Annotated in this window: 20 protein-coding genes; 8 read left to right on the forward strand and 12 right to left on the reverse strand. The window is 50.2% G+C overall.

The window, feature by feature from the left end; genetic code table 11:
• Nucleotides 1-36: 36 nt before the first annotated feature.
• The 5 genes from H6F91_RS25065 to H6F91_RS25085 form a co-directional block, all read right to left on the reverse strand.
• Entirely contained in the window at nt 37-867 is an 831-nt protein-coding gene (locus tag H6F91_RS25065) for a protein-glutamate O-methyltransferase CheR (protein ID WP_190773411.1), read from the reverse strand.
• Between the two features lie 4 nt (nt 868-871).
• A complete protein-coding gene (locus H6F91_RS25070) occupies nt 872-1,939 on the reverse strand; it encodes a chemotaxis response regulator protein-glutamate methylesterase (RefSeq protein WP_190773410.1) in 1,068 nt (355 codons plus the stop codon).
• 203 nt (nt 1,940-2,142) lie between these two features.
• A complete protein-coding gene (locus H6F91_RS25075) occupies nt 2,143-3,702 on the reverse strand; it encodes a methyl-accepting chemotaxis protein (RefSeq protein WP_190773409.1) in 1,560 nt (519 codons plus the stop codon).
• Nucleotides 3,702-4,151: a chemotaxis protein CheW gene (locus tag H6F91_RS25080; RefSeq protein WP_190773408.1), complete on the reverse strand. Its 450-nt coding sequence runs from the start codon at nt 4,149-4,151 to the stop codon at nt 3,702-3,704. The genes H6F91_RS25075 and H6F91_RS25080 overlap by 1 nt, the downstream gene beginning before the upstream one ends.
• A 4-nt stretch (nt 4,152-4,155) precedes the next feature.
• Entirely contained in the window at nt 4,156-6,321 is a 2,166-nt protein-coding gene (locus H6F91_RS25085; RefSeq protein ID WP_190773407.1) for a chemotaxis protein CheA, read from the reverse strand.
• A gap of 417 nt (nt 6,322-6,738) precedes the next feature.
• On the opposite strand from H6F91_RS25085, the gene H6F91_RS25090 reads away from it, so the two are divergent.
• The 4 genes from H6F91_RS25090 (at nt 6,739) to H6F91_RS25105 (ending at nt 11,574) form a co-directional block, all read left to right on the forward strand.
• Nucleotides 6,739-7,113 carry a response regulator gene (locus tag H6F91_RS25090; RefSeq protein ID WP_190773406.1) on the forward strand — a complete coding sequence of 125 codons (375 nt, stop codon included), beginning with the start codon at nt 6,739-6,741 and terminating at the stop codon, nt 7,111-7,113.
• Between the two features lie 14 nt (nt 7,114-7,127).
• Entirely contained in the window at nt 7,128-7,751 is a 624-nt protein-coding gene (locus H6F91_RS25095) for a chemotaxis protein CheC (RefSeq protein WP_190773405.1), read from the forward strand.
• 19 nt (nt 7,752-7,770) lie between these two features.
• Entirely contained in the window at nt 7,771-10,632 is a 2,862-nt protein-coding gene (locus tag H6F91_RS25100; RefSeq protein WP_190773404.1) for a PAS domain S-box protein, read from the forward strand.
• Between the two features lie 588 nt (nt 10,633-11,220).
• Nucleotides 11,221-11,574 (forward strand): hypothetical protein, encoded by a 354-nt coding sequence (locus tag H6F91_RS25105; protein ID WP_190773403.1) that lies wholly within the window; start codon nt 11,221-11,223, stop codon nt 11,572-11,574.
• A gap of 238 nt (nt 11,575-11,812) precedes the next feature.
• On the opposite strand, the gene H6F91_RS25110 is transcribed toward H6F91_RS25105, so the two are convergent.
• The 6 genes from H6F91_RS25110 to H6F91_RS25135 all read right to left on the reverse strand — a co-directional run bounded on the left by H6F91_RS25110 (nt 11,813) and on the right by H6F91_RS25135 (nt 16,648).
• Entirely contained in the window at nt 11,813-13,168 is a 1,356-nt protein-coding gene (locus H6F91_RS25110; protein WP_242035977.1) for an MATE family efflux transporter, read from the reverse strand.
• A 449-nt stretch (nt 13,169-13,617) separates the two neighbouring features.
• On the reverse strand, nt 13,618-13,971 hold the full coding sequence (locus H6F91_RS25115) for a hypothetical protein (RefSeq protein WP_190773401.1): 354 nt from the start codon (nt 13,969-13,971) through the stop codon (nt 13,618-13,620).
• A gap of 352 nt (nt 13,972-14,323) precedes the next feature.
• Entirely contained in the window at nt 14,324-14,644 is a 321-nt protein-coding gene (locus tag H6F91_RS25120) for a hypothetical protein (protein WP_190773400.1), read from the reverse strand.
• Between the two features lie 432 nt (nt 14,645-15,076).
• Nucleotides 15,077-15,505, reverse strand: coding sequence for a biopolymer transporter ExbD (locus H6F91_RS25125; RefSeq protein ID WP_190773399.1), 429 nt, complete (start codon nt 15,503-15,505; stop codon nt 15,077-15,079).
• Between the two features lie 22 nt (nt 15,506-15,527).
• Nucleotides 15,528-15,935, reverse strand: a complete 408-nt coding sequence (locus H6F91_RS25130) for a biopolymer transporter ExbD (RefSeq protein ID WP_190773398.1) — start codon at nt 15,933-15,935, stop codon at nt 15,528-15,530.
• Nucleotides 15,936-15,949: 14 nt separating this feature from the next.
• The gene (locus H6F91_RS25135; RefSeq protein ID WP_190773397.1) at nt 15,950-16,648 is read right to left on the reverse strand and encodes a MotA/TolQ/ExbB proton channel family protein; all 699 of its coding nucleotides are present in this window, start codon (nt 16,646-16,648) and stop codon (nt 15,950-15,952) included.
• Between the two features lie 71 nt (nt 16,649-16,719).
• On the opposite strand from H6F91_RS25135, the gene H6F91_RS25140 reads away from it, so the two are divergent.
• Nucleotides 16,720-16,932, forward strand: a complete 213-nt coding sequence (locus H6F91_RS25140) for a hypothetical protein (protein ID WP_190773396.1) — start codon at nt 16,720-16,722, stop codon at nt 16,930-16,932.
• A 148-nt stretch (nt 16,933-17,080) separates the two neighbouring features.
• Entirely contained in the window at nt 17,081-17,533 is a 453-nt protein-coding gene (locus H6F91_RS25145; RefSeq protein ID WP_190773395.1) for a peptidoglycan-binding protein, read from the forward strand.
• A gap of 165 nt (nt 17,534-17,698) precedes the next feature.
• Here the strand turns inward: H6F91_RS25145 and H6F91_RS25150 are convergent, their stop codons facing one another.
• The gene (locus tag H6F91_RS25150; RefSeq protein ID WP_190773394.1) at nt 17,699-18,544 is read right to left on the reverse strand and encodes an alpha/beta fold hydrolase; all 846 of its coding nucleotides are present in this window, start codon (nt 18,542-18,544) and stop codon (nt 17,699-17,701) included.
• Nucleotides 18,545-18,833: 289 nt separating this feature from the next.
• Between H6F91_RS25150 and H6F91_RS25155 the strand changes: the two genes are divergently transcribed.
• Complete coding sequence (locus H6F91_RS25155) at nt 18,834-19,031, forward strand: hypothetical protein (protein WP_190773393.1); 198 nt, start codon at nt 18,834-18,836, stop codon at nt 19,029-19,031.
• A gap of 221 nt (nt 19,032-19,252) precedes the next feature.
• Nucleotides 19,253-20,494 (forward strand): bifunctional ornithine acetyltransferase/N-acetylglutamate synthase, encoded by a 1,242-nt coding sequence (argJ, locus tag H6F91_RS25160; protein WP_190773392.1) that lies wholly within the window; start codon nt 19,253-19,255, stop codon nt 20,492-20,494.
• The last annotated feature ends 4 nt before the right edge of the window (nt 20,495-20,498 follow it).

Consider the following 20,498-nt stretch of genomic DNA (forward strand, 5'->3'; position numbering starts at 1 on the left):
GCACTCGAAAACGCTCTTAACCCGAACTCAGGTTATTTATTGCGATGAATTGCGTAGTCGATGGTAAAGGCTTGTCTTGCCGTGGACTGCTTCAAATCTAGGATCGAGGTAAAACGTTGTCTCACCACTACCGAGAAACAAAAACCCATCTTCTCGTAAATAGCGTTGCACCTTATTCAAAATGGACTGTTTGGTATCGCTATTGAAATAAATGAGGACGTTCCTGAGAAAGATAACATCGAGTTCAGGGAGCGTATCCCAGGAATGGAGCAGGTTGAGTTGCTGAAATTCAACCATCTGTCGAATGTCATCATTAATTTGCCAGGATTGCCCGGTTTTGTGAAAATAGCGATCGCGCATCACCGGCGTCAGTCCCCGGTTAATTTCCAGATTGCTGTAGATTCCCTGGCGCGCCCGGTCAAGCGATCGGGTTGATAAATCACTGGCAATCAAACGAACTGTCCAGTTTGCTAACTCTGGAAACGATTCGCGGATGAGCATGGCAATACTGTAAGGCTCCTGTCCAGTCGAACAACCAGCACTCCAAATATTGAGCATTCGATTGCTGGAACGTGACTGAATGAGAGGGGGGAGAATCGAGGTGCAGAGGGCTTCGAAGGGGTAGTGATCGCGGAAGAAGGAGGTTTCGCTAATCAGTAGCGCTTCGACGGCTTGAGTATGCAGGGTACTCAATGGAATGGTTTTAAGATGTTCGGTAAAGGCGGCGATCGACTCAAATCCAGTCTGAGTAGCCAGTTTATCCAGGTGCAGTTCCGCAAGGTAATCCTTGTGAGCTTCCAAAACAACTCCAGACTGCTCAAACACCAGGGTTCGGAGATAGTTAAAATCTAGGGCTCGTTGTGTCATCCCCTCATCCCCCAACGAAAGAGGCGCGGCTGACCCGCCGCAAAATCTCTGGCATGATCTGGTCGAGAGGCAACACGGCATCGGCTAAGCCTGCATTTGCCACAAATCCTGGCATTCCCCAAACGACACTGCTGTCCTCATCCTGAGCCAAAATTTGCCCATTGCGATCGCGAATCTGCTCACATCCCCGCAGCCCATCCTGCCCCATGCCCGTCAGGATAACGCCGAGGGTGCGATCGCCATAAACCTGGGCTACCGATTCGAATAGCACATCGACGGAGGGGCGGCAGGAATTTTTGGGAGGGGTTTGCTCGGTAGCAAGTTGCACAACAGAATTAACCTGTTTTACGGTGAGATGGTAATCACCGGGAGCAATCCAGATGGTGCCAGGACTGAGGGTGGCTCCGGCGATCGCCTCTCGAACGGGTAGTGCGCATTTGGTTGTCAGACGCTCTGCCAGCAGTCGGGTAAACATGGGTGGCATGTGCTGCACAATGGCGATCGGCACAGGAAAATCGGGTGGTACATCTGCTAGTAAGGTTCCCAGTGCATTGGGACCACCGGTAGAAACTCCAATTGCAACGATCTCTACCATTTCTTTCGGCCGATTGAACTGGCGAAGAGGAACGGAGGTAAGGGGTGAGGTTTCCGCTTTGTGAGTAGCTTTTCTGCTCAGGGCTTTGATTTTCGAAATCAGGGTGTCTTTCAGGTATTGAGTAACGTCGTCTACGTTTCCGAGATGGCTGGGTTTCGTTACATAGTCAGAGGCCCCTAAGGTCAGGGCATCGAGGGTGACCGTTGCTCCCCTGGTTGTCATAGAGCTGAACATGATCACAGGCAGATGGGTATTATTCTGACGAATATGCGCCAGAATTTGTAAGCCATCCATATCGGGCATTTCCATATCCAGGATGACCACATCCGGATTGAGTTGCGCCAATTTTGCTAAAGCAATCTGTCCTGTTGCGGCAACTCCCGCAATTTCAATAGCAGGATCGGTAGCCAGGACTTTGCTGAGACGGCTTCGCACCATCACCGCATCATCCACAATTAAAACCCGAATGGTTGGCATAATTTTGAGAGCATAATTTTTGGAGCCTGCCTCGATTAACTTTCTAGTGACCAGAAGTCACAGTCCCTTAAGAACTGCGGCTTCTGCGGCTGATATTGCCCACCTATTGAAGGTAAACACGATAGAGCGTGCTTTCAATCTGGTCGAAAAGGTTATTTTTCCGTGTAAAGGGCAGGAAAAATAACCGTTGAGATGAGCAAGTTTCAAACACGAAATTGCCTGACGATCGTTTGTAAGTTGGCAGCCATGTGGGCAAGTTCTGCCGCGGCCTCAGAGGTGTTGCTGGCTCCTGTGGTAGTTGTTTGAGCATTGAGCGCTACCACGCTAATATTCTTGGCAATGTCTGAGCTGCCTTTAGCGGCTTCCGAGACATTACGAGCAATTTCATTGGTTGTGGCTGTTTGTTCTTCAACGGAACTAGCAATTGTATTTTGAATATCGTTAATTTGATTGATCACGGTTGTAATTTGAGTGATAGCCTCGATCGCACTCTTGGTATCCGTCTGAATGGCTTCAATCCGTTGGCTAATATCTTCCGTTGCGGCTGCGGTTTGTTTCGCTAATTCTTTGACTTCGTTGGCAACCACGGCAAATCCTCGGCCCGCATCCCCTGCGCGTGCGGCTTCGATTGTGGCATTCAACGCCAGCAGGTTCGTTTGTTGGGCGATCGAGGTAATGACTTTAATCACTTTACCAATTTCAATACTGCTCTGCCCCAGTTTTGTAATGTTCACGTTCGTTTCGTCAGAGGTTTTAACGGCATCTGCGGCCACTCTGGCCGCATCAGCGGCACTTTTTGCAATCTCTCGAATGCTGACGTTCATCTCCTCAATCGCGGTTGCAACGGTTGTAGCATTCTGGCTAACCTGTTCTGCCGATGCCGATGCAGAAGAGGCCTGCTCAGCAGTTTGACCCGCATTGTTGGTCATTTCACCACTGACGGCGGTTAGTTCTTCGGACGCCGTTGCAACAGTGGTTGCAATGTCTGCCATTTGGCGCATCGTGTTTTGCAGGTTTTTAATCATTTGGTTCACGTTGCCTGTGAGCGCGCGGAACTCTCCAACGTTATCGGCCTCGATCTGGTTTGCCAGATCACCCTGGGCAACGGCAAGCACAATATCGGCAATGCTCCGGACTTGTGCCGTTATCTGAGATGCCATGGCATTGACGCTATCAATGAGCTCTTGCCAGGTGCCGGCTGCACCTTCAACGGCTGCGGTCGTGCCTAAATGCCCCTCAGTGCCAATCTCTCTGGCAACGTGTATGACCTGATTCGTAAGGAGATGGAGCCGATTCGCCAGGTCGTTGACGATGGTGCCAAGGTGCTGCAGATCCCCTGCAAGGGGCTGTCCATCCATCTCCAGAGGCATGCGTTGCGTTAGATCACCCTGAGCGATCGCACTCAAAACCCTTTGGACTTCTGTTGTTGGCGTCACCAAATGGTGGATGAGGTGATTGATAGATTCGACACTGCTAGCCCAGGTTTCTGTTGCTCCGTCCAAGATTAACCGCTCTGTTAAATTTCCTTCAACGCCAACCCGCTGGCTAACTTCACTGATGCCCTGAGCAAAGGCTTGGTTACGGCTGACCCATTGATTAAACTCTCGAGCCACCTCACCCCAGCCATTCGTCTCATCTAAACGAACGGAAAAGTCACCAGCATTGGCTGTTTGGAGCGCTGCAAGCAATTCTTGGAAGGATGCCTGGGTGATGGGTGTTGATTCCAACGGTTGTTCCGCAGTCTGTGTAGAATCAGAAGGCATTAGGATCTCCTGGTTAATGCTGGATCTAGAATCTTTTGAGTATTTAACAAGAGCAGAAAATCATGTTCAAGTTTATAAGCACCTGTTAAAGACGATCGAATATAGGTATCAAGCGTGGCTGGAGGTGGCTCTAAGGTTTCTGTCGAGCACTCCAAAATATCTCCAATATCATCAACAATAAAACTGACAACATCATCCTCAGCACTCACAATGATGTTGTAAACGGTTTCTTTTTCACTTCCACAGGGTGCTGATCGTAGGCCTAAACGGCAGGGTAAATCCACCACCGGAATGACTTGTCCGCGAAGGTTCATCAAGCCGCAAACATCTGGAGCTGCAAGGGGAACTTGAGTGAGGGGTTGTTGTCGAATAATTTCCTGGACATGTTCAACCCCAATGCCAAACCGAGTGTTGTTGAGAAAGAAGGTACAAATTTGCTGGATTGCCATGGTATTACCCCCCAACTCCAGTCATCAACTCCTGGGACACCCGATAGGGATTGGCTAAATCGATCAGTGCCTCCAAATCCAACATTTCGGTGATCTGGCCCTGCACGGTTGCATAGCACTGAACCCCCGGACGATTCGCCGCACCGGTTACTGTGAGAGATTCTTCGGCAATGTCGAGAATTTGATGCACCACCAGCCCGACCGTACGGTTGTCTTCTAACGAGATGACAACAACGGGGATAACGTCATCAAACTCCGGCAAAGGGCGCGCTACCCCGGTAAAGAGGGCTTCTAAATCAATCAATGAGGCAATGCGATCGCGATATTGCATGACATACTGACCCGCAATCTGCTCAATCTTTTCGGCTGGGATCATCTCTAATCGAGTTGCATGAGAAAGACAAATTCCCAGGCGCGAATTTTGCGGTCCAAGCACTGTCAAGATCAATTGGCGATCGCTCTGTTCCACCTCAGAGGTAGTGAGGTTGATGTCAGACTGCCGTTGCACACCTGCATGTTGCGCTAACCCTGCCACATCTAAAATGAGTGCTGCTTTACCATCGCCTAAAACCGTCACTCCTGCAAACATCACGAGCGACTTTAACTGTTTGCTCAGAGGCTTTACGACGATATCTTGGGTATCAATAATTTGATCCACAATGAGTCCAAATCGGTATCCATCGATCGCCATGACCACAAAGTAAAGAACATCATGTTCTATGTCAGAGGGTGTTAACTGTAGTACTGACGTGAGATTGACTAAAGGTAAAATTTGCCCTCGCAGTCGATATACAGGAACGTTCAGTAGGGTTTCGATACTCTTCTCAATCTGTTCGGTGCCTTCGATGCGAACTAACTCCTGCACACTGGCCTGGGGGATCGTAAATCGCTCGCCTCCAGCACAGACCAGCAGCGCTGGAAGAATAGCCAGGGTGAGGGGAATTTTCAGGCGAAAGGTCGTTCCACATCCCAGTTGGCTATCGATTTCAATGGTGCCATTTACCGACTCAAGATTGCGCCGTACCACATCCATACCGACCCCACGACCCGATAGGCGGGTCACTTCATCAGAGGTCGAAAATCCAGGCAAAAAGATTAGATCTAAGGTTTCGCGATCGCTCAATGATTCAGCTTGCGTCGCAGTGATGAGCCCGATTTGTTGCGATCGCGCTTTAACCTGAGCCGCGTCAATACCGGCCCCATCATCTCGAATTTCCAGGATGATCTGGCCGTTCTCCTGCAAGGCTCTAAGGGTTAAGGTGCCTGCTGCTGGTTTGCTATGGGCAACTCTTACGTGCGGTGCTTCAATGCCATGGTCTATGCAATTGCGAACAAGATGGATAATCGGGTCTTTAATCGCGGCGATGAGACTCCGATCCAATTCTGTCTCGCTACCCTCTAGCTCCAGAATTACTTCTTTATGGCAGGCGATCGCTGTTTCCCGCACAAGGCGCGGTAAATTGCGCCAGAGGACGCTGATGGGCTGCATTCGCGTCTGCATAACGCTATCTTGCAACTCATTTGTAATGAGATTAATTTGCTGACAAGTCGAGATCAGAGCCGGATTGTTGCTACCCGGCATTAATTGCAGCACTCGGTTACGAACGAGAACCAGCTCACTGACCAGATTCATCACGTGGTCCAGGAGATCAACGTGAACGCGAATCGTTGAATCGGGGGTGGAATCAGAGAATGTTTGGATTTGGGTACTGAATGCTTCTGTAGAGGTCGGGGGGGCAGGGGAGTGGGGAAGCAGGGGAGAATGACCTGTAGTTGGGGTGCAGAGGGTGGTTAGGGTTGTGATTAGGGCGGCATAATCCTGATCTCCTTCGGTTGCCGTGGCTTCGATCGTGTGTAGCGTTTGTCGAATGGCGTCCGTTAATTGGAGTAACGCTGTTGCAACACCTGGAGAAATGTTTTGCTGAGTTGTTCGAAGGGTATCTAAGAGGGTTTCTCCAGCGTGGGCGATCGCTTCCAATTTGGGTAAAGGAAGAAATCCACAATTTCCTTTTATTGTGTGTAATGCCCGATAGAGCTGGTTTAACCTTTGCTGGTCAAAAGAACCTTTTTCAAGGTTTAAAACATCCTGCTCAAACTGAGTCAAAATTTCGTGGCCTTCTACTATGAAGGCCATTAAATCTTCAGCATCAATTTCATTCAAAGACTCCATACCCCCAAACGTACCCGGTCCTTTATCGTGGCTATATATACCAGCCTAAGAAGGATGCGCACGCTACACAATCTATCTTAGAGTAGAAGTTTGTCTGGAAGGAATGCTGAACACTAATGATAACTTAGTGTCATTAGGTGTATGGAATGTCCTACTTGCAGTTCAACTCAGTTGCAGCGCAATGGGTATCGCAACAAGGTTCAGTGCTACAAATGCAAACGCTGTGGTCGGCAATTCCTAGAGTCCTACAAGCAGGTTCGTTACTCAGAGGACATCAAGCAGCTTTGCATTCGAATGTATCAAAAGGGTATGAGTACACGAACGATCGAAAAAATGACCGATATCCACCACACAACAATCTTGTCCTGGATTCGAGAGTGAATATAGATACTTTATATTTCTTCATAAAGGAAGCTCATGAGCGATTTACATACGAATTCCGTCTTGATTGTGGACGATGCGGCTTTCTCGCGGCGAATGCTGCGTAAGTATCTGGAATCTGAAGGATGTAGCGTTCTGGAAGCAACAAATGGGCAAGAAGCTTTAGAAATGGTGCAAAAGCATCAGCCAGACTGCGTTTTAACAGATTTGCTTATGCCAGATGTGGATGGTTTCCAGTTATTGAAGACTCTACGGGAGCAGGGCTGGACAATGCCGATCGCGATTATTACAGCAGATATTCAAGAAACATCCCGCCAACGAGGGACAGAGCTTGGAGCTGCGAGATTTATTAACAAGCCTGTTAAAGAAAACGAAGTTCGTCAAACCGTTCGACAGCTCTTACAGAAATAAGGAAGCGATCGCTCATGCCATTAATTACCGAGGAGCAGCTTGATGCACTTCAGGAGTTTATTAACATCGGAGTTGGACGTGCTGCTGGAATGCTGAATGAGATGGTCGAATCTCCTATTTTTCTGAATGTTCCAGTTCTAAAGGTTTTTACTACTGAGGCGCTGAAACGAGAAGTTGTAGCCCGGTTCAGTAATCATTGCCTTTCCATCGTCAGGCTAAACTTTTCGGGTGTTTTTAGTGGTAGTGCAGAGCTTGTTTTTCCGACAGAAAGTGCTTCTGCCCTGGTGTCTCTTTTAACGGGTGAAGATCGGAATTCTCCTGATTTAGATGAGGTCAAAATTGGAACCCTCACGGAAGTGGGAAATATTGTGATTAATGGTGTTTTGGGTTCGATCAGCAATTTACTGAAGCAACAGATGGATTACATGCTGCCTATCTATTTTGAAGATACGATTGAAGGGTTATTGAACTCAAGTTATTCATTTGACGCCGATACCGTTTTTCTATTAGCACAAACTAAATTTGAAATTAAGCAGCTTGAGATTATGGGTGAAATTATTCTAATTTTCGAAATGTCTTCCTTCGGTGAGTTGCTTGGACGTATTGATGAGGAACTTAGCCTGCTCTCTCAATCTTGAGGGAAAGGAATGATTTGATATGATGCCTGATAGTCAAAATCGCTTCAGCTTGCTCGATCAAATTCCGCTCGGTATCTGCGTTCTGCAATCAGATTACAGCGTTATATTTTGGAATCGTTGTTTAGAGGATTGGACGAAGATTTCGCGCGATCGCATTCTCGGACGATCCATCCGTGAATTTTTCCCGCATCTCAGCCAGCCCCTATATGTCCACCGGCTTGCGCCTATTTTCGCAGGTGGCCCCCCTACTATTTTTTCTTCGCAGCTCCACAAACATTTAATTCCTGCCACGCTTGCGAACGGCCAGAACCGTATCCAGCACACAACGGTCACAGCAGTTCCGGCGGATGATGATGACAGCTTTTATGCGATGCTTTCGATTCAAGATGTGACAGACGTAACGTCGCTGGTGCAAAGCTATCGGCAGATGCGCGATCAGGCGGTTGCCAACGCTGAGGAAATTAAACGTTCAGCTGCCGCTTTACAAGATAGCGAAAAACGCTTCCGCACATCCGTTGAGAATATGTTGGATTGCTTTGCCATCTACCGTGCTCTGCGGAATGAAGCGGGAGAAATTGTCGATTTTCAGGCCGAATATGTAAACGATGCCGTTTGCCTCACCACTCAACTGACGCGGGAACAGCATCTCAGCCAGGGGCTATGTGAGTTATTGCCAGCCCATCAGAGCAATGGCTTATTTGCAGAGTACTGTCAGGTGGTAGAAACTGGGAAACCCCTGGTTAAAGATAGCCTGAACTATGAGGATCAGTTTGGGCACCAACACTTAACCAAAGCATTTGATATTCGAGTGGCTAAATTTGATGATGGCTATGTTGCGACCTGGCGAGATATTACCGATCGCAAACAGACCGAACAATCTCTGCGCGAAAGTGAAGAACGGCTGCAAATGGCTCTGGAAGGTTCCGGTGGAGGCTTTTGGGATTGGAACATTGTCAATAATGAAAATTACTTGAGCCCACGATGGTTGGAAATGTTGGGATATGAGAAGGGAGAACTGCCAGAAACCTTTAGCACCTGGAAGCAGCTGATTCACCCTGACGAGAAAGCCGAGGTGATCGATTGGCTGAATACCCACCTGCAAAACGATTCTGCACCTTACAGATTTGAATACCGGATGTTGACCAAATCTGGAGAATGGAAATGGATCGCCAACTATGCAAAGGTGGTTACGCGGGATGAGCGAGGCAATCCGTTACGCATGGCCGGAATTCATCACGATATTAGCGATCGCAAACAAATCGAAGAAGCACTTCAGCAACGAGAAGAACAGTTTCGATTCATTACCAATACCATTCCTCAAATTGTTTGGACAACGGATGCCCACGGTGTGACCGATTATGTCAATCAGCGGTGGATTGATTATACCGGATTACCTCTGGAGTCGGCTCTGACAGTTGGCTGGAGAGATCTGATTCATCCTGATGACCTTCTCCCAGTGCAGGAGTTTTGGACAAAAGGCTGCGAAACGGCCTCGGATTACCGAATTGAATATCGATTGCGCCGCTATGACGGCATGTATCGCTGGCATTTGGTTCAAGGTCTACCCATGTGCCAGAAGGGAAGGGTGGTCAAATGGTTTGGGACCTGCACCGATATTCACGATGACAAGGAATTGGAGATTAAACGACGTACTCTGCTAGAACGCGAGCAGGCGGCCCGAGAAGCCGCTGAACGTGCCAATCGCATCAAAGATGAATTTTTGGCGATTCTTTCCCATGAGTTGCGATCGCCTCTCAACCCCATCCTGGGTTGGACGAAGCTGATGCAGAACCGTAAATTCGACCCGGCAAAAACGACTGAAGCTTTAGCTACCATTGAGCGCAACGCGAAACTCCAGACCCAATTGATTGATGATCTGCTAGATGTTGCCAAAATCCTCCGGGGCAAGCTCAGCATGGAGTCTACCCCCATTGATCTGGTGTTTGTGATTGAGTCGGCTATTGATACCGTCAGGTCAGCGGCCGTCGCTAAATCGATCCTTCTGCATCCTGTTTTACCTCAGGTTGGCCTGGTCTCGGGAGATGCAGCCCGCCTTCAGCAGATTGTGTGGAACTTGCTATCCAATGCCATCAAATTCACTCCCAATAACGGGCGGGTTGATATTCGTTTGGAGCGGGTGACGGGTCATGGAACGTCCTTCATGGGTGAGAAACCCACACAAAATTCTAGAACCCATAGTTCACTGCCCATGACTTCCTACGCCCAAATTACGGTCACCGACACGGGCAAAGGGATCAATCCTACCTTTTTACCCCATATTTTTGAGTCTTTCCGGCAGGAAGATGCCTCAACAACACGCAAGTTTGGAGGTCTGGGGTTGGGATTGGCGATTGTGTATTCGTTGGTTGAGGCTCATGGGGGAACTATTTGGGCTGATAGTCCGGGGGAAGGCATGGGTTCTACATTTACCATTCGTTTACCCCTGTTAAATCTAGAGCCGGGAAAGACTGAGCCGAGCCGGTCATCTACGCAGGAACTTAATTTAAGCGGGGTACGAGTTCTTGCGGTGGATGATGACCCTGATGCCCGGGACTTACTAACTACCCTGTTAACCCAGTACGGAGCCGAGGTGTTAACGGTTGTTTCGGCGGGAGATGTATTAGCCAATTTAGAAACCTTCCAACCTCATGTGTTAGTGAGTGACGTTGGTATGCCTGAAGTGGATGGTTACTCTTTAATAGACAAAATTCGGACGTTACCACCTGTGCAGGGCGGAAAGATTCCGGCGATCGCTCTCACTGCCTATGCGAGGGAGGATGATCGGGAGCAAGCAATAACCCGAGGCTTTCAATGCCACATTACAAAACCCCTCGATCCGGAACAGCTTGTTCAAGCCGTCATAGCACTTGTACAGCGTTAATGTCTTTTTGATGCAGGTTTTGCAAAACTGCACTCCATTCTGCTTCTCAAAAATAATCTATTTTCACTGTCCTAAGTATTTGAAATCAATCTAAGCCTAGTGTTGCAAACACCAAATTTTGCAACATGGGGGTTTGGGGGCTGTGCCCCCAAGAAGGGGTTCTACCCCTTCACTCCCTACAAAACTTTCGTTTTGCTGTACTAGATTGATTTCAAATACTTAGGATAGTTTGCAATTTTGTTCTTTTCTAATTCTCATATTTACTAAAAGATAGTTGTTTTTACGATATTTAGAATAGTTGTTTTAGTTTGCTCAATCACCTCTTTTTGTTTTCTAGATACCATAAAATTTAAATACTTCAATTTGCCGAAATCATGAAACATAGCAATATTTTCCTAGTCGTCCTGCTACCCTTGATTTCCCATTGCTGAATGGAGCTTTGGGATGGTATGTGTTGCAGTTCTACATCCCATCTCAGAGCTCCATTCAATAACACCCTTGATTCTGTTGCCGCTTTAAGGTGGAGAAATGATGGTTTTCAGTTTTGGTGCAAGATGTAAGTAGATTCGATTTATAGAAGTGCTGGCTATGCAACTGAACGAGTATCCAGAGGCGATCGCCCAAGCTCAACGCTCTCTTCTCCTACAGACGCAGCAAGTGCGCGAACTCAGAGTGGCACTCGCTGATATGGACGCTAACATCAAATACACCGTTGCGTTTGATATGGATTTGAAAAACGATCGCCAGCGAGAAGCCCAAATTCTGGAGCTGAAAGGCTCACCTGGATATTTGTCGTTAGTGCAAGAATTGCAAGAAGCCCAGGACAAACAAAGCAATCTGGAAATTGAATTAGAACGATTACGAAATCATTTTGCCGTCGCCAAATTAGAAATCCGCGAACGGATTGCCCACATGGAAGTGGGGGAGCGATCGCTAGATTAATTCCACAAGGCTTATATACACTTACCTCACCTTGCTCAAACCACAACCCTCAATTTTGCGTGCGCGAAGTGTACGCAATAATGGGTTTTTTCGAGTGCCGCGCGAAGCGCGGCACTCGAAAAAAACCTTAACCCGAACTGAGGCTACGCAAAATTGAGGGTTGTGCTGCAAGATATGAGTAGCGACAGGGCCTTTCTACAGAACGGCCCTGTCGCTTTTGGGAGATGCAGATAAAGACTTAGGATTGGGCGATCGCCTGCCGCTCATGGTGGCGACTGATCCGCCAAAACCGCCAGGTTAAAAATAATGCAGCCCCGGCCAATCCGATCGCCAATCCCCACCAGAGCCCGACACTACCCATATGTTGGTGAAAACCGAGCCAGTAACCGCTGCTCAGACCGATGCCCCAGTAGCACAGAATGCCAACGAGCATGGGAACCCGAGTATCTTGAAGTCCTCGCAACGCGCCTGTGGCAGCAACCTGGATACCGTCGACCAGTTGGAACATAGCGGCAACGGCTAGCAAGCCTTCTGCCTGCATAACAACAGGAGTATTGCTCACCTCGTAAATGTCGAGATACAGGTCAACAATAGTGGTGGGTATCGTCCAGATGGTAATGGCCATCACGAGCATGAACGCCATGCTGAGGCCAATGCCAACAAAGCCACTGATGCGAGCACCCCGGAAATCTCGCTGGCCCAGCCTTTGACCTACCTGCACAGTCGTTGCCAGGGAGATGCCCATGGGCACAGTAAAGGTAATGGCAGCGGTTTGAATGGCGACTTGATGGGCAGCCAGGGCGACCGTTCCTAATTGCCCCACCAGGAACGTGGTGATGGTAAATAAACCTGCTTCCACCATAGCCAGCACGCCAATGGGAATGCCAATTTTCACGAGGCTGCCAAAAATCGCAGGTTCCCACTGCCCTAAGCGATGGAATATCCGATAGGGTTGGAAAACTGGATTCGTCAGGATAAAGATCACCAGAGCGACTAGCATGCCCCAGAAGGAAGCGGCACTGGCATAACCAATTCCCGCCAGCCCTAATTTCGGAAAGCCAAACTTACCAAACATGAGGATGTAGTTGCCCACAACATTCAGCGCTGTACCCAAAATGACGATGACCATGACAGGACGCGTCTGAGATAGGGCTGAGACGAAACTACGTAATACCCCAACCAGTAGACCGGGAACTATACCCCAGGCGATCGCCCGCAAATAAACCTGAGCCAAAACTGCGACGGATTCTTCTTGACCCAAAACTCGCAAAATGGGGGCCATGTTCCATAACAGCAAAGTGACAGGGATGCCTAACAACAGCGCTAACCATAATCCCTGCCGCACGACAGATTGTACGGTAGCGTTGCGACCTGATCCAAAGGCTTCTGCTACCAGGGGGCTGACGGCAGAGACGATGGCTGTTGAAATGAGGAGTAGACAGATAAATACGGTTGCACCTAATCCCCCGGCAGCAATAACTTCACTGCCCAGCATCCCCATCATGACCGTATCAACAAATCCGGTGGCAGATTGGGCGAGCTGGGCTGCAGCCAGAGGGAGCGCAAGCCGGAAACAGCTTTCAAGTTCAGACATCCACTTGGATTTCATGGATTCGGGGTTGTTTAAAGGATGCGATGGTAACGTCATAACCAGGGTTAAGGATCAACGGGTAGGCAGTCGATGTACTGGGTCGCAGTGAGAAAATTTCTTTAAGAAACGCCCCAGCCGTGCAGGTGTTGTGCCCAACGGACAGGACACTTTTGAGCGAGAAATTTTCTGGAAACACAGGTTTTTCGTGAACAATGCTCACGAAAAATCACTGCTAGGGGGGTGCTAGCCCTCCTAAGGCAGGCCGTTTTCTAGCATGACAGGGATATTGTTACTTGGACACCTGCTATAGCAGGGTTGCCTAGGAAGGAAAGATTTGTTATGCGTAAAGTGCATAACCTATTAACTGTGCAAGCAGAGTCAGAATAAAGTTGCGCTGGAGCGTCGATAATTCGTGCAGGAAGCGCACGAATTATCAACATTTTGAGCCATGGCTAATGCCAGAGGCGATCGCTACCCAACCGAGACGCTGCTGTATTTGGCAGGGGTACTGTTGCGTTGCGACGGTTATGGTAACGTTCTTCCAACCAGCTCCGTACTTCGCTTTCGTCATAAAAGCGGGCCGAGCTGCGAGTGACGGGGTCATGGACGCGCCAATATAACACTCCGGCGTCATCTATACCGCGGAAGATGCGGGGTTCTCTGCTGTTGAGGGTGACGTCGGCAATCCATCGGGCGATCGCTCGAATTACACTCCAGCTTTTCCAACCATAGGAGTCCGGGTACAACTCAGCCGGAATCAGTTCTAATTCCCGATAGCGTTCAAGTTTGGAGGGTTTGGTAAACATGACAGTAAGTCCTTGGCAATGTTGTAGGGCATGCAAAACAAAACGCAATGCGCTGATAAAAAAGTGATGGCGGCCTCAACACGGGCACAGCGAAGTCCCAGAGCAATCCGAGCTGTTGCTGGAATGCTCAGACGGTGAGGCCAAACCCTGTGGTTGCCTGCCCGGGCGGGGTATGCCCAAGTCAATGGCTCAACATAAACGGGGGCAACCGGCACAGGGGTTACGAAACGGAACGGAAACTTCCTGAACGTCCCGACCCCATTGGTGAGGACGTTGCTCCGTCAGACGAATCGCATCGGCGGTTGCCCCCTAGAGGGCTATGCAGTTCAGCAGGAATGTCTCAAACGTTGAGCTATCCCAACCTGCACGATGGATTTAGAATGCTGACCGAAGCAAAAAAGTTCAACCCACAGCATCGGGGGAACCGTTGGAAAAAATCGGGGGTCAGGGCTCGGGCTGCTGGAGGTGCTACTACAGCGGGAATTGGCGCGGCCCCTGGGCTTTTAAAAGTAAAAGCTAGTTTTAGTTGCCGCCAAACGTTACCCATATAAATTGCGACAGGGGGTGGGGTAATGTCATATTGGCGCACCTGCTGGGAAGCACCTTTCATGCCACGGCTCGCGCCCTGAGCGGGTGCGGTCAGAATGGTGGAGATGCCGTCTTGCTTGAGCATGTTTTTTGCCTCCCTTTGGCAAATATTGCAGGCTTGGCACCATGCTACAGGGATACTTCAAGCCTCCCTTCACCCGATTGGGTGAATGTCTCATTTTGGAGAGCGAATCAACTCATCACGGCCAATTACACATTAGACCTCCTGTGTGAACCGTTGCGTAGCTTCTTTGCGCAACGATTCACACCCCCAAAGCCAATTCACGGAGGAGGTCTATTAGCCTTTCTGTATAAATTACCTGAGTTCGGGTTAAGGGCCTTTTCGAGTGCCGCGCAACGCGCGGCACTCGAAAAGGCTCATTTTGGCGTCACATAGTGCACGCCAAAATGAGCACTTCAGCTTATCCCGAACCGAGGTTAAATTGTTGCGTAGCTTCTTTGCGCAACGGTTCATGCGTCTATCTGATATAGGCTGGAATGGGCATAATAGCCGCTATTACGATCCTTCCTTGCCAATCGCTAGCGAAACGCGATCGCCCCCAATATCTCGCATCATTTTCAGGGTTTGCGACACCTGCCGAAAATCTAATGTGCGATCGGCCTTCAACAGAACTACTCCATCTGGATATTGGGTGTAGTGGTCAGTCATGGCCTGGGCTAACTGTTCCACGGAAGCCGGTTTTTCTGCTAGTAAAAGCTGGCCGTTAGCATCTAAGCCCACGACCAGAGCCGGGGCTGTAGTATCCACATTTTCCACGAATTCATTTTCAGACTTGACCCCGGGTAAGTTGATGCTCGTCATTTGCTGGCTGCGTAGGGTCATGGACACGATGATGAAAAAAGTGAGAACCGTCATCAACACGTCCATCATGGGCACCAGATTCAGCTCGGGCATGGGGGCACGCTGGCGTTTGCGAAATGCCATAGGGCTGGCCTCGTTACGAGAATTATTCGATGGCGAGGGAGATGCGATCGCCCCCCACTTGCTTGAGTTCGGTCAGGGTTTGCAAGACCTGCTCGTAGGGGAGAGAGGGATTGGCCTGAAAGACCACCTGAGCTTTCTCATCCTGTTGTAAGAAAAAGCGCAATCGCCCTAATAACTGTGCTTTCTCCAAGGTCTCCCCTTCCATAGAGAACTGCCCTTCACTATCCATCTCAACGATCAGCACCGAGGGAGGTGGCTCCTCTACGGCTGGCTGTGGTTGGTTGCTGGGTAGCGTCACCTCAACTCCCTGATCAAGACTTAAGGTCATAGATACGATAATGAAAAAGGTGAGAACCGTCATCAACACGTCCATCATGGGCACCAGATTCAGCTCTGGCATGGTGGCACGTCGTCGTTTGCGAAAACCCATGGAAGTGCCCTGTCCTAAAATCGTGTAAGGGTTTCCCGTTCCATGGGTTGGTCAGGAGTGCCGCGATCGTCAGCAATCAGTGAGGGTTCATACCACACCTGCCGGTAAATCAGTTCCAACTCGTTGCCCACTTCCGAAAAATAATCCATCTGGCTGGACTGGAGACCTACCAAAACCCGGAAGATGAGCAGGGCAATAATGGCAATGATCATTCCTGCAGCGGTCGTAATCAGGGCTTCCCCAATGCCCGCTGCAGCTTTGGTGGCCTGATCTGTAGTACCAGTGCCACCAATGTTTAAGCTGCCAAAAGTGGCAATAAGCCCAGTGACGGTTCCTAACAGACCCAGCAGTGGCGCAACTCCAATCGTGGTTTCTAGAAACTTATCCCCTTTCTGCATCTTGACAAATTCCTTGTCTCCGGCTGCTTCCATTGCTAGCCGAAAGGTTTCGGGGGTGGGCTGACGCAGGCTCAGGGGGGCCAGAAGGAAGCGACCAATGGGCAAGTCGCGGGCTTGTTCAGCAATCTCCCGAGCTGTGGTGAGGTTGGTACGGGCTGCTTCTAGAACATCATGGACAATCCGATCTTCCTGGCGTAAGAGACGACACCAAAACCAGGCTCGCTCCAAGCCCGTAGAAATGGTAAAGACTGAAAACCCCATCAGGGGGATCATTACCGGGCCACCTTTCACGAGCAGATCGAACATAGTTGACATAGGACCAAATTCAGGCGTCAGTAAGGGTAAAGCGCGAGGCAAAGGTGGTATTGGCAGAAGTGGCTGAATCTATGCCTCAGGCATATATTGAGCGATGGTGTAAGCATATCGGATGTTGGGCGATCGCCGACTACCCATATCCCCACTTTATGCGAAGCAAACGCGAATACAACCCAAAGGTATGTGGTCTACAGTACGGCCGATCGCAATTCCAGGAAGAATTTTCAGAATCATACTGTCGGGTGAGACGTTTGCATGAGGCAGGAGCCGCATCAGATTCGTAACGTAGGGATATAGCAATTCACCTGTCCTTGGGTCCTGTGGGCCGATTGGCCTGATTAACCTCGGCTAGAAACGATGACATCCCCCATTGCACATATCTCAGTCAATACGTTCTTAAAAACGGCACCGAAAAGGCCGGGGAGACAAGGTATGGGAACGGCCTACTCGCTACATCAGTTTCGCGCTGTGTTACAGGGTTTAGGATATTTACCCGCTGCACCGATATCCGAGCTGGCTTGTAATACAGAGGATCTACCTGATCAGGTTTTCACCAACGCAATTCAGTTATTTCAACAAGATTATCAACTGGTTCCGAGTGGGCAACTCGATCGCGCGACGCAAGAACGCGCCCGTCAATTGATTCGTAATTTGCAACACAGCTTAAATCTGGTGGTGCAAACGCAACTTCCCCTGAACGGCTTTTACAATGCTGCAACGGCTCATGCTGTTGAGTTATTTCAGAAACAGCACAGCCTGGCTGGCACAGGCATAGCTCACGGTGAGCTACGCCACGCCCTAGAGCAGCAGGTGAAGCAACGGCTGCGCTCGCAAACATCCTGTGGGTGTGAAGCGTTAAGCACTCTAAAATCCATTGCTATTTAACCCAGGTAATTGGCTGGGGTGTGGTTTTTGTCAGAATCACAACCCCAGCCAATTACGACCAAACCACATAAAGCTGCACAGGATGTGGGGCGTAGCGCCTCTCCTGTGCAGCTTTACAGCAGCCATGATGCACGTATCGGGTGTTCTCGCCTGAGGATGTGTCGCTTAAGCCTGCCGCCGCAAGAAGTTAATCAGAGTTTCGCTGACCTTTTCGGGCCAGTCCTCCTGGGGATAGTGACCGACCTCTTCCCAAGTCACGAGATCTACTCCTGAAAGACGTTGAGCTAGCGCCTTTGCCTGGGCGACTGGAAGCCAGGGATCGCGATCGCCCCATCCCAACAACAAGGGTTGCTTCCACTGGGCCAAGCCCGCTTCGATTTCAGCGGTCACATCCTTGAGTTTCAAATTCTGCACGGTGGCAAATAGAGCACGGCCTGCATCCGAGCTTTTCAGGAAGGGCCGACGGTACACGTCCAGGTCGGCATCCTCGACGCGATAACCGCCGCCACCCTCCAGGGTGCGATCCACCAGTAGGGGGTCCTGGGTCATCATGTCTCCCATCAGGGGGACGCCCAGTTGTTTCATCTTCCAGGGAAGTTTATCGGTGGATTGCAGCGGTGTGTTGAGAATTGCCAGACGATCCACCCGTTCGGGATGACGCAGGGCGTACTGCACCCCAACCGACCCCAAAAAGCCCTGAGCTACCAGAGAAATCTGAGAAAGGTTTAGAGAATTTAAAAAATCATCAAGGGCGCTGATAAAAGCGTCGGGGGTGTAAGCAAAATCGCGGCGATCGGGTTTGATAGAGAAACCGGAGCCGATCCAGTCGGGGGCGATCGCCCGGAACCCCTGATCTTCCAGAGCTTTCAACACCTCACGCCAGCTATAGCTCTGGGCCACTAATCCATGCAGCAACAGTACGGGAGGCTTATCGCGAGGACTGTCAGGCTCAGCCTCCCGGTAAAACCAGGTTAACTTGCCGACTTCCGCGTTTTTTTCCTGAACTGCCACAGCGTCACGCTCCTAAATCTGTATAAAAGAGGGTTTCAAAAAAGCATGTTTTGTGGGCAAAACCTACAGAAAATCAGCCTTTTGGCCTTTTGGATTGTCTAAACGTCTGAAGCTGAGCTTACTCATTAGCGGGGACGGGAGGCAAGAGATTATTCATTTTTACCCAAATGTAAATAATTATTAAAAATACTCATAATAAAGAGTTTTGTAGTCGTCTATACAGAAAATCATTGTTATAGTGATAGAGCAAAGCAAATTCAGCAAGACCATCACTCAAGGAGAGAGCGTTATGTCGACCCACGATCAGGCCCGTGCCCTGCTGTCCCGCCATCACCATATGGTGAAGAACCGCCAGCAGTCCATGCTGAATCGTGCCGCTGCAGAAATCGGCATTGATGACACCCACGATTACTGGAACAGCATTCAAGGTAAGCCCCATCCCACCTTTAGCAAGAACTACGACCGCAGCAGCTCCACGATGAGCTAAGGGTTTTAGGGTTTTAACCGCAGAAAGCGCCCGGCATTGCCGGGCGCTTTCTGCTTTTTCCGGGCATTCCTCAGAGGTTATGTGTGTTATGCATACAACCCCTGAGGAGTGCTCTTTTTTGTCAATTGCTTAAGGACAGCGTTGCGGTTCCCAAGATTGGCTAAACTAGGCTTCACATTTGGAACTGAGCTATCGCGCATCAGCAAACGCTGGAGGACTGCATGACAGAGTGGTACGCCATTGAGGGGAGTGTAACGGCTCCTAAAGGATTTAAAGCAGGGGGGATCGCCGCCGGATTGAAGCCATCGGGAGCACCAGATCTGGCCCTGATCTGGTCAGAGGCGGAGGCGATCGCCGCCGGAGTCTTCACCACCAGCCATGTGCGCGCAGCCTGTGTGGACTATTGTCAGCAACGCCTGGAACAAAAACCTGCCGCCCATGCCATCCTTTGCAACGCAGGTCAGGCTAATGCGGCTACCGGGGCTCAGGGTTGGGCCAATGCTCTGGAAAGTGCTCAGCTTGTGGCATCAGCGATCGGGGTTCCATCGGAGTCGGTGCTGGTGGCCTCAACGGGGGTGATTGGTCAGCAGATTAAGATGGATGCGCTGCGGGCTGGCGTTCCCAAATTAGTGGGGGCCTGTTCGGATCAGGGGGGCGAGGATGCTGCCCGTGCCATTACTACCACAGACCTGGTAACCAAATCCATTGCCCTCGAAACCACGCTGGAAGGCCGCCCTGTACGGATTGGTGGCATTTCGAAGGGGTCGGGAATGATTCACCCGAACATGGCAACAATGTTAGCCTTCGTGACCTGCGACGCAGCCGTTTCGCCCCCCCTATGGCAACAGATGGTGAGCCGTGCTGCCGATCGCAGCTTCAACCAGATCACCGTGGATGGGGACACCAGCACCAACGATACCCTACTGGCTCTGGCCAATGGCGAGTCACGCACCTCGGCCATCACGGAAATGAGCCCAGAAGCAGAAAAGCTGGAAGCAATGCTGACGGAGGTGTGTACTCATTTGGCCAAGGCGATCGCCCGTGACGGCGAAGGGGCCACCTGCCTGATCGAGATCCGTGTCGAAGGGGCTCCCGATGATGCCGCTGCTCGCCAGGTTGCTCGGACTGTAGCTGGGTCTTCCTTACTCAAATCTGCCGTGTTTGGCCGTGACCCTAACTGGGGCCGGATTGCCGCTGCTGCTGGGCGGGCCGGGGTGCCGTTTGACCAGAGTAACCTGCGGATTAAACTGGGCGATTTTCTGATGATGGAGCATGGTCAACCGCTGTCCTTCGATCGCCCTGCCGCCAGTGCGTATCTGAAACAGGCGGCTACTGGTGCGTATTTAAAAGACGACACGGTTCTCATCTCCATTCACCTGGGGGGTGGGCCGGGGCAGGGCGTTGCCTGGGGATGTGATCTCAGCTACGATTACGTTCGCATCAATGCGGAGTACACCACCTGATCTG

The sequence above is a fragment of the Leptolyngbya sp. FACHB-8 genome, from assembly GCF_014695575.1.
In the GTDB taxonomy this organism is placed as follows: domain Bacteria; phylum Cyanobacteriota; class Cyanobacteriia; order Elainellales; family Elainellaceae; genus Vacuolonema.

Bases quoted from the DNA above. Each gene is read 5' to 3' on its own strand.
- H6F91_RS25065 (WP_190773411.1), bottom strand. From the start codon at position 867: ATGACACAACGAGCCCTAGATTTTAACTATCTCCGAACCCTGGTGTTT.
- H6F91_RS25070 (WP_190773410.1), bottom strand. From the start codon at position 1,939: ATGCCAACCATTCGGGTTTTAATTGTGGATGATGCGGTGATGGTGCGA.
- H6F91_RS25075 (WP_190773409.1), bottom strand. From the start codon at position 3,702: ATGCCTTCTGATTCTACACAGACTGCGGAACAACCGTTGGAATCAACA.
- H6F91_RS25080 (WP_190773408.1), bottom strand. From the start codon at position 4,151: ATGGCAATCCAGCAAATTTGTACCTTCTTTCTCAACAACACTCGGTTT.
- H6F91_RS25085 (WP_190773407.1), bottom strand. From the start codon at position 6,321: ATGGAGTCTTTGAATGAAATTGATGCTGAAGATTTAATGGCCTTCATA.
- H6F91_RS25090 (WP_190773406.1), top strand. From the start codon at position 6,739: ATGAGCGATTTACATACGAATTCCGTCTTGATTGTGGACGATGCGGCT.
- H6F91_RS25095 (WP_190773405.1), top strand. From the start codon at position 7,128: ATGCCATTAATTACCGAGGAGCAGCTTGATGCACTTCAGGAGTTTATT.
- H6F91_RS25100 (WP_190773404.1), top strand. From the start codon at position 7,771: ATGATGCCTGATAGTCAAAATCGCTTCAGCTTGCTCGATCAAATTCCG.
- H6F91_RS25105 (WP_190773403.1), top strand. From the start codon at position 11,221: ATGCAACTGAACGAGTATCCAGAGGCGATCGCCCAAGCTCAACGCTCT.
- H6F91_RS25110 (WP_242035977.1), bottom strand. From the start codon at position 13,168: ATGTCTGAACTTGAAAGCTGTTTCCGGCTTGCGCTCCCTCTGGCTGCA.
- H6F91_RS25115 (WP_190773401.1), bottom strand. From the start codon at position 13,971: ATGTTTACCAAACCCTCCAAACTTGAACGCTATCGGGAATTAGAACTG.
- H6F91_RS25120 (WP_190773400.1), bottom strand. From the start codon at position 14,644: ATGCTCAAGCAAGACGGCATCTCCACCATTCTGACCGCACCCGCTCAG.
- H6F91_RS25125 (WP_190773399.1), bottom strand. From the start codon at position 15,505: ATGGCATTTCGCAAACGCCAGCGTGCCCCCATGCCCGAGCTGAATCTG.
- H6F91_RS25130 (WP_190773398.1), bottom strand. From the start codon at position 15,935: ATGGGTTTTCGCAAACGACGACGTGCCACCATGCCAGAGCTGAATCTG.
- H6F91_RS25135 (WP_190773397.1), bottom strand. From the start codon at position 16,648: ATGTCAACTATGTTCGATCTGCTCGTGAAAGGTGGCCCGGTAATGATC.
- H6F91_RS25140 (WP_190773396.1), top strand. From the start codon at position 16,720: ATGCCTCAGGCATATATTGAGCGATGGTGTAAGCATATCGGATGTTGG.
- H6F91_RS25145 (WP_190773395.1), top strand. From the start codon at position 17,081: ATGGGAACGGCCTACTCGCTACATCAGTTTCGCGCTGTGTTACAGGGT.
- H6F91_RS25155 (WP_190773393.1), top strand. From the start codon at position 18,834: ATGTCGACCCACGATCAGGCCCGTGCCCTGCTGTCCCGCCATCACCAT.
- argJ (WP_190773392.1), top strand. From the start codon at position 19,253: ATGACAGAGTGGTACGCCATTGAGGGGAGTGTAACGGCTCCTAAAGGA.